Source organism: Pseudovibrio sp. JE062, from assembly GCF_000156235.1.
In the GTDB taxonomy this organism is placed as follows: Bacteria; Pseudomonadota; Alphaproteobacteria; order Rhizobiales; family Stappiaceae; genus Pseudovibrio.
The window spans coordinates 656,982-673,671 of sequence record NZ_DS996805.1; the positions used below are offsets into that span (position 1 = coordinate 656,982).

At 52.0% G+C, this 16,690-nt stretch carries 9 protein-coding genes; 3 read left to right on the forward strand and 6 right to left on the reverse strand.

Annotated features, from left to right (window positions below; translation table 11 throughout):
* The first annotated feature begins 61 nt into the window (after positions 1–61).
* The gene (locus PJE062_RS02815) at positions 62–3,940 is read left to right on the forward strand and encodes a VCBS domain-containing protein (protein WP_008547216.1); all 3,879 of its coding nucleotides are present in this window, start codon (positions 62–64) and stop codon (positions 3,938–3,940) included.
* Between the two features lie 89 nt (positions 3,941–4,029).
* On the opposite strand, the gene PJE062_RS02820 is transcribed toward PJE062_RS02815, so the two are convergent.
* Together PJE062_RS02820 and PJE062_RS02825 are read right to left on the reverse strand one after the other, a co-directional pair.
* Entirely contained in the window at positions 4,030–5,073 is a 1,044-nt protein-coding gene (locus tag PJE062_RS02820; protein ID WP_008547092.1) for a MaoC family dehydratase, read from the reverse strand.
* Positions 5,074–5,090: 17 nt separating this feature from the next.
* Positions 5,091–6,443: an acetyl-CoA hydrolase/transferase family protein gene (locus PJE062_RS02825; protein ID WP_008546411.1), complete on the reverse strand. Its 1,353-nt coding sequence runs from the start codon at positions 6,441–6,443 to the stop codon at positions 5,091–5,093.
* Positions 6,444–6,565: 122 nt separating this feature from the next.
* On the opposite strand from PJE062_RS02825, the gene PJE062_RS02830 reads away from it, so the two are divergent.
* Positions 6,566–7,411, forward strand: coding sequence for a CoA ester lyase (locus PJE062_RS02830; protein WP_208982112.1), 846 nt, complete (start codon positions 6,566–6,568; stop codon positions 7,409–7,411).
* 630 nt (positions 7,412–8,041) lie between these two features.
* Positions 8,042–9,058: an alcohol dehydrogenase AdhP gene (gene adhP, locus PJE062_RS02835; protein ID WP_008547091.1), complete on the forward strand. Its 1,017-nt coding sequence runs from the start codon at positions 8,042–8,044 to the stop codon at positions 9,056–9,058.
* A 195-nt stretch (positions 9,059–9,253) separates the two neighbouring features.
* On the opposite strand, the gene wecB is transcribed toward adhP, so the two are convergent.
* From wecB to PJE062_RS02855, 4 genes are read right to left on the reverse strand one after another with little or no spacing between them, the layout of a single operon-like run.
* Positions 9,254–10,399, reverse strand: a complete 1,146-nt coding sequence (wecB, locus tag PJE062_RS02840) for a non-hydrolyzing UDP-N-acetylglucosamine 2-epimerase (RefSeq protein ID WP_008546221.1) — start codon at positions 10,397–10,399, stop codon at positions 9,254–9,256.
* Positions 10,400–10,417: 18 nt separating this feature from the next.
* Positions 10,418–11,512: a DUF4434 domain-containing protein gene (locus tag PJE062_RS02845; RefSeq protein WP_371256216.1), complete on the reverse strand. Its 1,095-nt coding sequence runs from the start codon at positions 11,510–11,512 to the stop codon at positions 10,418–10,420.
* Entirely contained in the window at positions 11,463–15,164 is a 3,702-nt protein-coding gene (locus tag PJE062_RS02850) for a tetratricopeptide repeat protein (protein WP_008546795.1), read from the reverse strand. Before PJE062_RS02850 ends, PJE062_RS02845 begins: the two co-directional genes overlap by 50 nt.
* A complete protein-coding gene (locus PJE062_RS02855) occupies positions 15,161–16,627 on the reverse strand; it encodes a glycosyltransferase (RefSeq protein WP_037035842.1) in 1,467 nt (488 codons plus the stop codon). Before PJE062_RS02855 ends, PJE062_RS02850 begins: the two co-directional genes overlap by 4 nt.
* Between the last annotated feature and the right edge of the window lie 63 nt (positions 16,628–16,690).

The window sequence follows — 16,690 nt, forward strand, 5'->3', positions numbered from 1 at the left end:
ATAAGTTTCGCACAAGGAAAATACTCGCAATATGTGTACATAACATATTGGAGTGAGTTCAATGCCTAACACTGCACCATTTTCTTATCCCGTTCAGATTACATCGTCCGAGAACGGTATTATTGCTGTTCGTGTATTTTTTCAGGATTTAGACCTTTCAGATACCCATAGCCTTGTTCTTAATGCCGATGAAATGATTGGTACTGCAGCAGTTGTTAGTGAAGACACCTTCCATTATGACCCTGGAACTGAGTTCGATTATCTTGCAGTCGGTGAAACAGCTACAGATACATTTTCTTATTCAGTTACAGATGCGGCGGGAGAGAGCTCTACATCTACTGTAACGATTACACTTACTGGACAAAATGACGGGCCGGTCGCTGTCGCAATTGCGAAGCAGACAGATGAAAACACAGCGATAGTGGTTTCACCTGAATTTTCAGATTCTGATAGTTCTGATAGCCACACCCACTCAGTTGACACATCTGACACCTTAGGCGCTGTTACAATCAACGAAGATGGGACCTTCTCCTATAACCCTAATGGGAAGTTCGATAATCTTGATGCTGGTGAAACAGCGACCGATACATTCACATATACGGTGACTGATGCAGCAGGTGAGAGTTCAACTGAAACTGTTACGATAACAGTGCATGGTCAAGGGCAAGGTCAGAATACTCCGCCAACTACATACCCAGTTGCAATGACTGCACATGAAGATGGTAGGATTGTTTTTCGCATTATTTACCAAGATCCAGATCTTGGAGATACACACACTTACTCTGTAAATACAAATGAACTGGGCGGCATCTTATCTGAAACTGGTGACGGCGTGTTCGAGTATACTCCATACCCAGCATTCGATTATCTGTCGGATGGAGAAACTGGTACTGATACGTTCACTTACACTGTAACTGACAATCATGGTGGTAGTCATACTTCAACCGTGACATTAACAATCATCGGTGAGAATGATGCGCCAGTAGCTTCTGCGGTAAATGTGAGTACCACAGAAAGCAGTTCTGTAGTCGTCTCTCCTGTGTTCCTTGATCCAGATGCCAATGATACTCACAGCTTCACTGTTGAAACCAGCAGTACGTCCGGAACAGTCATTATCAATGATGATGGCACGTTTACATATGACCCAAATGGTCAGTTCGACAGCCTAAATAATGGAGAAGTCGCCACGGACACGTTCAGCTACACAGTAACTGATAGTTCAGGTGAGAGTTCGACTGAGACGGTTACTGTAACTGTGAATGGAGAGAGTGAGTTTGCGATTAGCCCAGCAAAGCTCGTAGCTTCAGATGGTGCGACTGATGATCGTTTTGGTAACAGTGTTAGTGTGAATGACAACGGAGTTGTTGTTGTTGGAGCTTATGCTGATGACGATAACGGCTCTGCTTCTGGTTCTATCTACGTTTACACACCAATTGATAATGGGTTTTATGAGGAAACGAAGTTGACGACATCAGACGGTGATGACGTCGATTTCTTTGGAAATACGACTGCGATCAACAATGCAGGAGTAATTGTTGCAAGCAGTTTTAATGATGATGACATGGGTGAAAACTCAGGTTCTATTTATGTTTTTACTCCAACTGAGGGTGGTAGCTATTCAGAAGTGAAACTGACAGCCTCAGATGGTCTGCGAAAAGACACTTTGGGACAACGATTAGATATTAATGATAGTGGAGTAATTTTAGCTGGGGCGTTCGGGAATAGCTCAGATAGAGTTTATGTATTTACGCCAGATGGTGATGGAAACTACACAGAAACGCAATTAGCGCTTTCAGAAGACTTCTATGCCCACAATAGAGGTTTGGCTATCAATAATGATGGAGTGATTTCAGTAGGTGGTCAGGGTGTTGTGTTTATTTATGTGCCAGATGGTGATGGAAATTACACAGAGACGCAGTTAAAACCTCCAGTTGCCGACAACTTCTTCGGATCTCAAGTTGCTGTTCAACAAGATGGTACGGTAGTTGTTGGTTCATATGAAGCAACCTTTATTTATAAGCCTGATGGGAATGGTAACTACGCATTATCTAAATTTGATAACGACCTTAATCCTCTGGTTAGCAATTCCTTTGACATTAACTCAAATGGGGTAATTGTTCGGGGAGATAGTAGTCGGGTAAATGTATACGTACCGGATGCCTCAGGCGGTTACTCAAAGTATGAGTTAACTGCATTTGATGCGCCGAGTGATGGGCAGTTTGGTAGATCTGTTTCAATAAATAATGATGGTGTTGTAACTGTAGGTGCCTTGGGTGCTCTAGGTAATGCAGACGGTGCAGGAGCTACGTACGTCTTCGTACCCAATGAAGATGGCAACTATGTTGGTCCTGATGGTACCGTTTATGAGCTATCTGATACGCATGTTAACATTATCTCCTACAATGAGTATCACGAGGTAACAGGTGATGCTTTAGCTGCAAAGCTCGTAGCTCCGGATGGTGCGACTGATGATCGTTTTGGTAACAGTGTTAGTGTGAATGACAACGGAGTTGTTGTTGTTGGAGCTTATGCTGATGACGATAACGGCTCTGCTTCTGGTTCTATCTACGTTTACACACCAATTGATAATGGGTTTTATGAGGAAACGAAGTTGACGACATCAGACGGTGATGACGTCGATTTCTTTGGAAATACGACTGCGATCAACAATGCAGGAGTAATTGTTGCAAGCAGTTTTAATGATGATGACATGGGTGAAAACTCAGGTTCTATTTATGTTTTTACTCCAACTGAGGGTGGTAGCTATTCAGAAGTGAAACTGACAGCCTCAGATGGTCTGCGAAAAGACACTTTGGGACAACGATTAGATATTAATGATAGTGGAGTAATTTTAGCTGGGGCGTTCGGGAATAGCTCAGATAGAGTTTATGTATTTACGCCAGATGGTGATGGAAACTACACAGAAACGCAATTAGCGCTTTCAGAAGACTTCTATGCCCACAATAGAGGTTTGGCTATCAATAATGATGGAGTGATTTCAGTAGGTGGTCAGGGTGTTGTGTTTATTTATGTGCCAGATGGTGATGGAAATTACACAGAGACGCAGTTAAAACCTCCAGTTGCCGACAACTTCTTCGGATCTCAAGTTGCTGTTCAACAAGATGGTACGGTAGTTGTTGGTTCATATGAAGCAACCTTTATTTATAAGCCTGATGGGAATGGTAACTACGCATTATCTAAATTTGATAACGACCTTAATCCTCTGGTTAGCAATTCCTTTGACATTAACTCAAATGGGGTAATTGTTCGGGGAGATAGTAGTCGGGTAAATGTATACGTACCGGATGCCTCAGGCGGTTACTCAAAGTATGAGTTAACTGCATTTGATGCGCCGAGTGATGGGCAGTTTGGTAGATCTGTTTCAATAAATAATGATGGTGTTGTAACTGTAGGTGCCTTGGGTGCTCTAGGTAATGCAGACGGTGCAGGAGCTACGTACGTCTTCGTACCCAATGAAGATGGCAACTATGTTGGTCCTGATGGTACCGTTTATGAGCTATCTGATACGCCTCCGGTGATCGAAACTTTTGATAGCACTCCAATTACAATCAACGGCAGTGAGAATGCTGAAGTTCTGAAAGGTGGAGTGGATGCGGATATCATCAATGGGAATGACGGAGATGACGTTATTTCCGGTGGATCTGGTGATGATCAACTCTCTGGTGGAGAAGGAAATGATACCTTCAAGTTCGCTTCAGGTGAGAGCGGGCATGATGTGATCACTGACTTCGAAGCGGGAGCAGGGTCTCTTGATGTGATTGAGTTTGAAAGCTCGGTCTTTGCTGATTTTGATGCTGTTATGGCTTTTGTTGAAGACAGTGGTTCCGACGCGGTCATCACGATTGATGAAGATACCTCTATCACCTTAAAGGGCGTCAATGTTGCTGATCTCCATCAGGATGACTTCACGTTTGTCTAAGTGATCTCATTGGAGTTGAAGGCACCAAGAACCTTCTCAAAGAAAATGAACCCCGCTTAATATGAGCGGGGTTTTCTTTTGCTATCCTATCAATATCCAGCCGCCGCATAGGGGCCTTTGCCTTCTCGGTAGATGAGGAGGGTTCGGATGTAGGAGAGGGCTTCCTGGGCGGTTTGGTCTTGCGCGACGGTCTTTACGGTCAAAATGCCCTGATCTGGTCTGGAGCGGCTTTCGCGCGTCGCCAGGACTTCGCTTGTGACTTTGAAGCGGTCTTCTGCGTAAAAGTGGCGAGACAGCTTTGTATCGGTCCAGCCCAAATTGGCAACCACACGACCGAAGGTAGAGGTGGTGGCAGCGGTGATGAGGGAGAGCACGTGGAGCTCTGAGGCAGGCAGGCGGTCTCTGCCGTAAATGTCCCGGGCGAACTCTCTGTCGTTGTACAAAGGGTGCCACTGCATGGTCTGGACGGCATGGCGGAGCATGGAGGACGGGTGCAGGGTGATTTCCGGGCTGTGCTCGAAGATCTGGCCCTTGGCAAAGCCTTCAAAGAAGATGCCGGTTGCTTCCTGCAGGGAGCCATCCTCACGCTGGTGATAGGCTAAAAACCACGGATTACTGCAGGTGTTGGGCTGATTACCCCAGACCGGATGCTGGCCTTTTTTGAAGATGTTGACCGTGTAGGTGAGGTTGGCAACCTCGACGCCATTCTGGTTGGTGCAGGAGGCTTTTACGGTGACGTCGCCCGTTTTACCGCTGGTGTTGTCGGTCTTTATGATCTGGCTGGTGCAGTAGAGCGTGTCACCGCCGAAGATGGGGCCCGTCATGGAGATATTCTCAAATGCCGTTATGCGGTCCTTGCGAGCGAAGGTCTTCCAGCTCATGCCGAAGATCTTTTGCAAGGTGAGCGTGGAGACGACCAGCGGCTTTTTAAACTCGGTCTGGGCGGCGTAGTGCTCGTCATAATGCAGCATTGCGCAGTTGAAGGTGTCAAACGCTTCCTCTGCATTTTCCTGCTGAGAAACCGTCATACCGGGGCGATGATGAAACACCTGGCCTTCTGCAAACTCTTCGAAATTCAGGCCATAGATCTCCAGAAACCGTGTTTCGGAGATTTGTGCGTAGGCTGAGTACATGGCGGGCTCCTTTCAGCCTAGTAGATGGTCAGCTTCCTGGCTTCTTCGCGCAGCTCATCGCGGAACTGCGGGGCGGCGAGTTCGATGAGGGCGTGGGCGCGCTCTGAGGTGGACATGCCGAACAGGTTGGTGCAGCCGTATTCTGTAACAACGAAGCTGACGTCGTTGCGCGGGGTGGTGACGATGTTTTGCAGGCGCGGGACGATCTTGGAAACCGTGCCGTTTTTCGCCGTTGCATGGGCTGCCAGCACGGCTATCCCTTCTTTGGAGCGGAAGGCGCCGCGCACGAAGTCCAGCTGGCCACCACTGCCGGAAATCTGGCGCCAGTTGACGGATTCTGAGGCGACCTGCCCAAAGAGGTCGATCTCGACGAAGGAGTTGACGGAGACCATGCGGTCGTTCTGCGCGATGATGTGCGGGTTGTTGACGTAGTGGGCCGGATGGCACGCCATGGTGGGGTTGTTGTCCATGAAGTCGTAGTAGTCGCGGTTGGAGAACAGGGCGACGTTGAAGACGGAGTGGCCTACATCCAGCTGCTTGTAGCGGTTGGAGACGTTACCGGCCTGTATCAGCTCTATCATGGTGTCGCCGAGCACCTCGGTGTGCACGCCCAGATCATTCTTGTGTTTCAGGCGTTTGCCAACCTCATTGGGTACGGCGCCGATACCCAACTGCACGCAGGCATGGTCCGGTACCAGTTCTGCTACGAAATCGGCGATTTTGCTGTCTTCCGGGCTCTCGGCCTTTTCAGGAACAATGGTGAGATCACTGGTGTGCTCGATGATTGTGGAGACCTGTGAGACGTGGATGACGCCGGGCCCAAAGGTGCGGGGCATGTTGGGATTGACTTCTATGATGAGCTTTTCTGCCGCAAAGGCGAGCGGAATGGACATGCTGCCATCCACCCCAAAGCTGAAGTAGCCATGCTCGTCCATGGGTGAGACCTGAAAGAGATGCACGTCCGGCTTGCCACGGCGGGCCAGCACGCCTCTGGCGTAGAGGCTAAAGTGCTCCGGCAGATAATGCGGGATGATCAGGTCCGGATGGCTCTCGCTCATTTCCTGCGCCCGGTCAGCCAACTGGCGCACACTGCCGCCCAGAAACGGGCAGAGCAGGCGGATGCGCTTGAGGACGTCCACGTTGATGTATTGATCGACGACCTCTTTACCTGAGCGCAGCAGGTAGACATCCGGTGTGCCGGTGAAATAGTCAGCGGCGGCAGCTTCACAGAACGCGCGGGTGAGGCGTGGAGGGGTGCCGCAGTAGCAGCCAAAGGTGATCAGGTTTGTGTCCCGTGCCAGTGTTTTGATGGCCTCATCGGGGCTCGTCAGTTTCTGATGATACAGCTGATCATAGTTGGCGGCTGGCATGAGGCTCTTTCCGGGATTTGCTAGATTTGGACCAGCTTGATCCTATCTATTCTCAGGAAATTAATTGTTACTGAGCTACTTTCTGCCTTAGCGGCATCAATGGATTAAGTTGGAGTTCCGGTGTGAAGAGCCTGTTATTCTTACCTGCAGACAAAGCCCATCTTTTCTCAAAGGCAACAGCATCGGGAGCAGGGTGCGTGGTGCTTGATCTGGAGGATGGGGTTGCTGAAACGCAGAAACCTGCCGCACGAGACCTTCTGCGTGGTTTGCAGGACCAGATACGGGAGCAGGAGGGGTGTGAGATCGGTATCCGCATCTCCTCACTGGGCACACCGGATGGCTTGCAAGATATGCTGCGGCTTCAAGAGCTGACTCATCTGCCGGATTGGGTGTTCCTGCCTAAATGCGAAAGTCCGCGGGATCTGGAGCAGCTGGACCATTTGTTGCAGGCGCATCCCAGTAAAGAAATGACGCGGATCTGTGCGCTGCTGGAAACGCCTGCCGGGCTTTCCAATGCGGAGGCGATTGCATCTACCCATGCACCGCTGCACGCCTTGGCTTTTGGATATGCGGACTATACGGCGGAGACGGGCGGCACCATGGGGTGGAACAGCCTTGTGTGGCCACGTGGGCAGTTGCTGAATGCTGCGGTTCAGAACCATCTTTGGGCGATTGACGGTGTGTTTCTGGACTTCAACGATCCTGAAGGGCTTGAGGATGAGGCACAGAACGCGCGTGACATGGGATACAATGGAAAATTCGCCATTCATCCCTCTCAGGTCAGTGTGATCAACACCTGCTTTGAGCCAAGCGATGAAGAGGTTCAGTGGGCGCTCAATGTGCTTGAGCAGCAGAAAAACTTTGCGGGTCAGGGGGCCTTTGTGGTCGATGGCAAAATGGTGGATGCGCCGGTCATCTTACGCGCCCGCCGTGTGCTGGGATTGACGGATAGTGATGCTCATCCATGAGGTTTTGAGAGGTTACGTGCAGTCCTGCACTCTCTGTTCTTTCAAGCAAATGTCTATCTCTGCGCCGCCATGTGTTTGCTTGTCTGGATAAATGTTGATTTATGTATAGTTATAGTATAGTATAATAAATTGGCGCATAATTATGAGTAATTCCATAATCTACCTTATGCATATTTGGCGATAATTCACGAGGGAAGGGATCATTTTAAGTATAAGTTGGTTTGTGGGTTTGATTTTGCTTTCGGTCAGTGGTCTAGATGAGGGGTGTTTTCCGAAGAGTGGACTGGCAACTGAGAGAGACTCAGGCGTTCCGCGTATCCTCGTATTTTCTTTTACGTAGAAAGACTAAGATACTGAATTCATTTCACTTTACGGAAATGTATGTCCTTGAATACATGATTTTTAGGGATGTGATTTGGGTTTGAAAGAACAAGCTTTTTTAACTTTGAATGACCCTGCTGAAACGCTGTTAACCGCAGAAGTATCCTTGAAATATCATCTCTTTTATACTTACCAGAAGGTTTGTTAGGCTTGCTGTAAATGCAGGTATTTTGTGCTCGCATTTGGAAAATTTAGCTGTCCCTGTATGCTTTGGGGCCGCTCTGGCCCGAACAGGTTTAGGAGCCCGTCATGTCTATGATGAGAGCAGCGGTTGTTCGCGAATTTGGTGCGCCGCTGGACGTGTGTGAAGTTGAAAAACCTACAGTAACTGACGACACAGTTGTGGTGAAGATTGAAGCCACAGGCGTGTGCCATACGGACCTTCATGCTGCTGAAGGTGATTGGCCGGTCAAGCCGACGCCAGCCTTTATTCCGGGCCATGAAGGCGTTGGGATTGTGGTTGAGAAAGGCCGCAATGTGACCTCGGTGAAGGAGGGGGATCGTGTCGGAATTCCCTGGCTCCACACGGCTTGTCGGTGCTGCAGGCACTGCGTAGATGGCTGGGAAACCCTTTGCGAAAACCAGCAGAATTCAGGTTACAGCGTCAATGGCAGCTTTGCAGAATATGCTGTGGCAGACCCGAATTTCGTGGCTCATTTGCCCAAAGAGCTTGAGTTTGCGCCAGCGGCGCCAATCCTGTGTGCGGGTGTGACAGTTTACAAGGGCTTGAAGGAAACCGAGACAAAACCGGGGCAAACCGTGGTGATTTCCGGCATCGGTGGTCTGGGGCATCTGGCTGTTCAGTATGCTAAAGCCATGGGTTTGCATGTGATTGCGGTTGACATTGCGGAAGACAAACTGGAGCTTGCAAAGTCTTTGGGCGCTGACATGACGCTTAATGCCTTCAAGTGTGATCCGGTGGCAGAAGTGCAAGCCGGCGGCGGTGCTGAGGGCGTGTTGGTGACAGCGGTGGCTGGCAAGAGCTTCCAGCAAGGCGTTGGCATGCTGGCCCGTGGTGGCACGATGAGCCTTGTGGGGCTGCCACCAGAAGATTTCCCGCTGAACATTTTTGATATGGTGCTGAACCGGAAAACACTGCGTGGTTCCATTGTGGGCACGCGAAATGATCTGCGCGAGTCATTGGAGTTTGCTGGCGATGGCCAGGTTGCTGCGCATTACACCACAGAGCCGCTGGACAACATCAACGACATCTTCGATCGCATGCGTAACGGCAAGATTGATGGCCGTATCGTGATGGATATGTAAAAGCCTGATTTGAGTATTGTGATGCCGCAGACACATGCGTGTTTGCGGCATTGGCTTGTCTGTAGCTGGTTTGATGGAACGCGTTTGAAGCCAGTTCCGAGCTTGCCAGCACCACAAACCGTGCTATGGGGCGTCTATATCACTAATACGCATAAGGTAGATTATGGAACTAAATGATAAAAGGTCAGATTCTGGTTAGTGGACTGACTTTATATGGTTTTCGACGGCAGCTGCGATGCGCTGTGATGCGTGGCCGTCGCCAAACGGGTTTTTGCGGTCGATCTTTGTCCGCTCACATTTCAGAATATGTGCAGCTTCGTCTGCGATTGTTTGCTCGCATGTGCCGACCAGTTTTGCAAGTCCGCTGGCCAGAGCTTCTGGTCGTTCGGTTGTCTTGCGCAGGATTAGCAGTGGCGTTCCGAACTCCGGTGCTTCTTCCTGTATGCCGCCGCTGTCTGTCAGGATCAGATCTGCATCCCGTTCCAGTGCCACGAGCGCCTCATAAGACAGCGGCTTGACCAGATGAACGCGCCTGACGTTTTTCAGCACATCCTCAACAACGTCTCTGACCACTGGATTCGGATGCACCGGCAAAACCACTTGGAGATCTTCGTGGGTGTCGACCATGTGTTTTATGGCCTGGCAAATGCGGCGCATGGGATCGCCCCAATTTTCACGCCGGTGTGTGGTGACCAGTGCCAATCTCTTTTCAGGCCCCAATACGTTCTTGAGCTCCTCAAGATCTCGTGCTGGTTTGATCTTCTGAGCCAGATGGCGCACGGCATCCACCACGGTGTTTCCGGTGGTGAGGATTTTGTCTTCGCTCAGGCCTTCGCGCAGCAAGTTGTCTTTGGCGATGGATGTTGGCGCGAACAGTCTGTGACACAGTTGATCCGCCAGCCGCCGGTTGGCTTCTTCGGGAAACGGGTCCGTCAGCTCGCCGCTGCGCAAACCGGCTTCCACATGGCCAACTGGCACGGCGCTGTAAAAGCTGGCAAGCGCACCAACGAAGCCTGTTGTGGTGTCACCATGGACCAGAGCGTATTTGGGATGATGCACGGCCATGTAGGCGTTGATGCCTTTGAGCAGCTCACCGGCCTGATCGGCCAGTTTATGGCTGGTGCTGGACACATCGAGCCAGTTGATTTGGGTGATATCAAAGGACTTTAGAGCTTCTGATGCAATTTCACGATGCTGGCCTGTCATGAGAACATGGGCATGCAGGTCTGGGCAGTTTGCGATGGCAGAGATGACCGGCGCCATCTTGATAGCTTCCGGGCGTGTGCCGATGACGCACAGGACTTTCGCCGCGCCCGATCCGATGATCTCTGGTTCCTTCATCCTATGTGCTTCTGTCCTTTATTGCGGCGTTGAAGTGTCGGCGGTTTCCAGCTCTATGCCATTGCAAACCTTGGCGTTTTGCTTCAAAAACGTCTCAATGTCCCGGCTGTGCTTGTTATCGAACTTGAGCACGTGACTGGATAACGAGAACAAAGCCACCGGATTTTCTGAGGTAAAGCGTACGTTTTTCAGACGGCTTTTCATGGTGCCAACGGTGGTTGGGATTGTCTTGAAATCAGCGGTGCGCGGGTCAATCTCGAAGATCTCTACCACTGGAATAACTGTATGTTTTTGCTGGCGAAACGCTGTGCTGACCGCATTGTGCAGGCTGCGGCTGGAGTAAGGTTCCATAAGCTTGGCCCCTAGCCCATCTTGCAAAAGCAAGATGTCCATGGAGGAGTTGCTCATCAGCTTATCCCAGTGACCGGCCAGTTTCTTTGGTTTGCTTTTCAAATCGGTATATCCAGATATGGCCACCGGGCCCGGCAATATGCTTTTCAGGATTGCTCTGGTCTGGGTGGTGTACCTGGTGACGAGCTTTCTGAGGTTGCTATCCAACAGCAGTTCGCCGTCGATTTCATCTGAGATATACCAGCCCGCGAAAATCTTATTGGGCTCGGATGAGACATAGAGGATCTGTGATTTCAGTGCCTTTGCGAGCTTGCTGGTTTCCTGAAGACGCTGATGTAGATAGGTGCTGCCGTTCTGTTTCAGCTTTTCGATGAAGGACGGATCGTAACGCAGGCCGAACCAGATCTTGGTGCCAGATTCATCTGCCCCTCGGATCGCTGCTTCCACCCACATGGGAAGTTTGACTGGTTGGCTGACATCCGTGTCCCACAAGGTCCACTGCAAGACCACTTCATTTATGCCAAGTCTTTGATGTGAAAGGAGTTCACTGCGCCATAATCTAGGGTTAGGAAAATATTCATCACCCCATGGCTGAATGAAACTCATGCGGATAGGAAAACATTCCGGGGCACCCGAATCTTGTCGGGCGAAGGTTTTATGTGGTGCTATGAATGTGAGGAAAGAGAGGCAGAACAGCCCAAAAATCAAGTGCTTAAAAGTTTGCTTGTAGGCCGAGAAGAACCCGGCTGGTTTGGCTGTCATCGGTGTTCAGTACTTCATGTCCTACTCGCCCGAACACTTCCAGCTGAAGCAGGTCACCGTAGGTTTCGGTGTACCACCCTCTCCACTTCAAAGATGCTCCCAGCCCTGCTTCTATGGCGACAGCGCTGGTTTGGGAGTTCCAGTTTCCGCTGCCTATGGAATACGCAAAGGGCGACAAAATCAGGTTAGGATCGAGCCTAAAAGTGTAACCAAGTCGGCCATCTCCATAGAACAGAATGGTTTTTTCATTTTCGAAGAAACGGCCTCCTTCCAGATAGAGGCTGACGTAGGGCTCTTTGTCGATGGGCTCACCGGAGTACATATCGTAAAGAGGCAGGAAGTCGTTTCCGGTGGTGAAGGACCAAAGCACCCTCCCCAGCCAGTTGTCTTCGGTGATGCTGCCGCCCTTGAAGAAACGCTCCAGACCGATCTTGAGGTTCTGGGTCATGAAGGGCTTGAAGCGCAGGCCGACGATGGTTTGATAGGTGTCCGGATTGGGACGGAAGCTGTAGCGCTCGTTGAGCCATTGGGCGCGGGCGATGATCTCGAAGACGCGGCCATTCTGATAGCCGATCACCGGTGGTCGCCACGCCACTTCCAGGGAGCCAAACGGGCTGCTTGAGGGAATGCCGAGGATGGCGCCTGCGAAGTCCTCTTCGTCCTGCCGAGATGGGCTGGCACCGTCGAAGAACAGGAAGCTGATCGGGATTTCAAGGATGCGGAGCTGGCGTTGGAAACGCTCCAGTTTGTCTTGCTCGTAGATGTCGAGATGCTGCTGGTTCAGGGCATGGATTCGCTTGCGAAACATTTCAGCAGCCTTCTTGTTCTCATAGGCTGCCAGATAGGTGTACGCGAGGTCTTCCTCCAGATTGGCCTGATCCGGCTTTTCATGCAGCGAATGCTCAAAGCGCGTGATGGCGAGGTCGTAATCGCCTTGTGCCCGCGCCAGATAGCCGCCGAGGGCCAGAGTGGCTGGGTTGTTTTTGTCTGAGGGCGGCAACTGCTCATATTCGGCCTCAGCTTCCTGCAATTGATCCAACTGGAACAGAACCTGAACCACGGAGAAGCGGTTGTCAGGCGTTGAGGATATGGCACGTGCTCTGCGGAAGTCGTCCAGAGCGCTTTCCAGCGCCTCGTAGGATTGATCGCCTTTGTGGAGGGTGAGCTGGGCTCTGGCGGCGTAGAAGCCTGCCATTTGCTCCTGTGAGAGCTTCGTGGGGTCGAGCTCACTCAGAAGCTTTTCTGCTTGCGCGTAATCCATCTGGCGCAGGTTGATGAAGAGTAGTGCCATGCCAGCGGTCTGGTCGTCGTGTTCTTCAAAGCTCTCCTCAAACCATTCTTCAGCCTCTTCGATTTCGCCCAGTTGCTGATAAAGGAACCCCAGCTGATTGGCTGTGGCGAGGCTCGGGCTCAGCTCGTAGGCTTGCTGAAGCTCCTGACGGGCCTTGTCTCTGTCTCCCAGACGCAAATAGAGGCTTGCCAGTGTCAGGTGCTTGTCAGCGCTAGCAGGCTGGGCCAGTGCTTCTTCCCGGGCACAGGCCAGCGCTTCCAGATTGCGACCCAAGGAGCGATAGGCCTCGCACTTGATGGCCATGATGGCGTCGATGTTCTTGGTCTGGTCGAGCTTCTGGACCAGCATGAGCGCGCGTCTGGGGTGATTGAGCTGTAAGGCCAGATAAGCTGCTTCCAGCCGTGTTTCGACTGCCGGGTTTAGCCTCAGAGACTGGCGGTACATCCTTTGCGCTTCTTCCGGCTGGTCTTCTGTTTTCAGGAGACGTGCCAGCGAGAGGAAAGACGCGGCGTACATCTCTTTGCTCTCAATAGTCAGGTTCGCCGTGTTGGTGTAGGCGAAAACGTAGTTGAGCCACATGTTGGCTGTGACGTCCTTGGCCGTGCTTTCCTTGAGCATGAGGTAGGCTGGCAGGACGAGCGTAGGATCGGGCTGAAGCTTCCAGTCCGCGATCAGATAGTCCAGCGTGCTTGTCCAGTCCTCGTTGGTGGCGGAAACGGCTGCCAGATCAAACAGAAGCCGTGCGTAGGCTTTCTTGTCGTTCTCATTAAAGGCACCGGCAGCACGTGCTCGTTTGGCGCGGGCCAGAGCATCCTGAAGCACGGCGGAGGCGATGCGGTGTTTGTTGGATAGAAGGGCGACCTGCCCGCGCTTTGCCGTGATGCGCCAGTTGGGCATCAAGGCTTCCGCTTCCTTCAGCACTTCGTTGGCGAGATCCAGATCCCCTGCTCTTCGCGCCAGATCCGAGAGAGTTTGCAGCAGTTCCACCCATGCTTCCGGTGATTTTTGCCGGTCTGTGAACTGGGTGATGGCTCGTAGTTCCACAAGTGCGTTGATGGCCTGCGTTTCCCAGCCGTTGGCGAGCGCGACCTTGCTGAGCTGGAGGCCGTATTCCGGGCTGCGGGTGAGTTTGATCAGCAACCGGCCTGCGGTGACGGCTCTGGCGTCATCTCCGGCGCGGATGGCGATGTCTGCCAGTGCCAGATAGTAGTTGGCGGCTTCTTCCGGTCCTGAGGCCTTGGTGTCCAGAATTCTGCCATCTGCGGTCAGCAACGCCATTTCCGCTTCAGCGCTAGAGCCCTTTTTCACCAAGGCATAGGCGAGCTGTACCCGTGTCGATAATCCCAGAAGGTCAATGCGACCGGGGAGTAGGAAGGCCAGCAACTCATCCAGGTGACCTGAGTTGAGTGCGGCGGCTGACAGGGCTCTTGCAAAGGTGCGTTGTTCCAGTGCGGAGGACTGGCGCCCTGTGAAGAGACCATTCATTTCACCCCGGAGCAGTAACCGATAAGCGTCTTCGTCCTTGCCTTGCTCCAAAAGAAGGAAGGCTTCATTGAGGATTGCTGTGCGCTGTGTTCTGGGCGCATTGTCCAGTTTGGAGAGTTCATCCCATTCACTGCGAGCTTCTTCCAGCTGATTGAAGTTGCGCAAGAGATCAGCGCGGATGAGGCGCTGTCTTGGGGTGGCAGCACCCAGCTCCCGCAGGATGTTGAGGGCGTGGAGCGCTTCCTTTGTTTTGCCGAGCCTGATGGCAGCTTCTGCAGCACCGGCCAGGGCTTCTTCCCGATCACTCGGCAGCAGTTTGCCGGTTTCGATGGCGAGGCGGAAATCATCGAAAGCCTCAGCATATTCCGCCGTGAGCATTTGCAGGTGGCCGAGGGAGAGATAGCCGCGACTGAAAGCGGGTGCGAGGGTTTGCAGAGTTTCCAGTTGGTCGATGGCTGCCAATGGACGGTTGAGGCCAATCAGGAGCTGGACCTTTTGCCAGCGGGCGACCAGATGATCGGGATCCTGCTTGAGCAGCTCATCCAATTCGCGCAGAGCGGCTTCTGTTCTGCCTTCTGCCAGTAATCGGTAAGCCAGATCCAGCAAGGGGTACGAGCGATAGTCCCGCCATTTGCTTTGCAAGAGTGACTGACTGTCCTGACGGTCCTTCAGCAGGCTGATGTAGTAGGCATCCTTTTGCGCGTTGGTGTAGGGCATATTGCCAACAATTGCACTCGGTTCCGGCTGAGGGGCCGGGTTCTGGGACTGGGTTGGAATGGACAGACCCAGAGCAAACATGATGACCCACAGCAGATGGAATGCTGAGTTCCGGTTCGCCTCCTTTCGTGCGTTGTGGGATGAGCGGAAGCGGGTCATGTAGGTGCTTCCTGTTTTGCCGGGATGTTATGGAGGCTGTCGTCATCCGGGTAGTCGTGGGCTGTTTTATCCCATCCGATCACCTCGCCTGTGCCCAGATGCCGGATCCACGTTTTGATGGCGCGCATCATGGCGATGTAATTGATGATGATGGAAACGAAATAGCGCAGTGTGACAGGCGCCAAAGCGCGCAGACCGTAGTGATAGCCGGTCCAGATATGGCGTTGGATGAGACGGTGGGCCAGCAGAAGCACGTTGAACCAGATCACATACCAAAACGGGCTGTTTTCCGGCAGTAACGGAGGCAAGTGGTAGGCGTCTGGTGCGAGGTGCTCATAAAGGCGCAGGCACCAGTAGAAGATTAGTGAGATATACCCGATGATGATGGCGTGGCTGAAGAACACCATCTTCCTGTCGCGCCAATAAAAGTACTTATCGGCGAGCCCTCCTTTCCACCCCAGCTGCGCCCAACCCTGAAAGGCTATGCCGATGGTCCAGCGGGTTTTCTGACGCACGCTTTGCCAGAAGCCAGAGGGAAACAGTTCCTGCGTGACTGCGAAGTCCGTGTGATCGCTCTTTTGGGATGGATGGACCCAGAGCAGGCGGTGAGTGAGCCCTTTCCCTGTAAGCCGCATAGCCAGATCATAATCTTCTGTGAGTGAGCCGGTGTTGAAGACCTCCGGTATACCGTTGTCATCTGTTCCGGATATGGACTTGGCGGTCTCAATTGTTTTCTTGGAATAACAGGTGCCAACGCCTGCGCCGGGGACGGTTCCGGTCAGAAAGCCTCTGACGAGCACTTCCTTGGAATGGAACTCGGCGAACTCGTCCATATAGTGGCCTGCTGTAAGATCCCGGCGGCGGCGTGGCAGGGACAGAACGGGCAGCTGGACTACATCGGCCAGTTCCAGACTGGCGTTGAAGATGTGCAGGGCGTTTGGGTTGAGGATGTCTTCGGCATCCTGCATGACGATGCCTGCAAAGGAGATGTTCTGCTCCTGTTCGAACTTTTCTATTTCCGCGATAATGGTGTTGACGCAATCGGCCTTGCAGGTTGGGCCGGGATTATTGGTGACAACGACCCGCAGGTTTTCATGCTCTGCTGCGATCCGGTTTGCAGCCTTCTGGGTGGCCTCGTCATTGGGATAGACGCCGATGAAGATCCAATAGGATGGATAATCCATCTTTCGCATGATGCCGGTGACGGCGGGATAAAGGATGGCTGCTTCATCCCACGCAGGCAACATGATAGCGAGCGGCCTTGGTGGCACATGGCCGGTTTCGTCAAACAGGCGCTCTTCTGTGCGCCCTACAAGCGGACCGCGATACCAGGCGACGAAGAAATAGTAGAGCGTGTCAACAAACAGGTCATCCGCGCCCGACACCGCAAAGACGTAAGAGGCGACGAGGAAGAGGCCCTGGGTAACAAGAAACAACAAGACAAAAGCATCTGTTACCAGCATTCTCCGGTAGACCTCTTTCGCAGTAACTGATCAAAGTTACCCTAGGAGATTCGGGAGAATGCC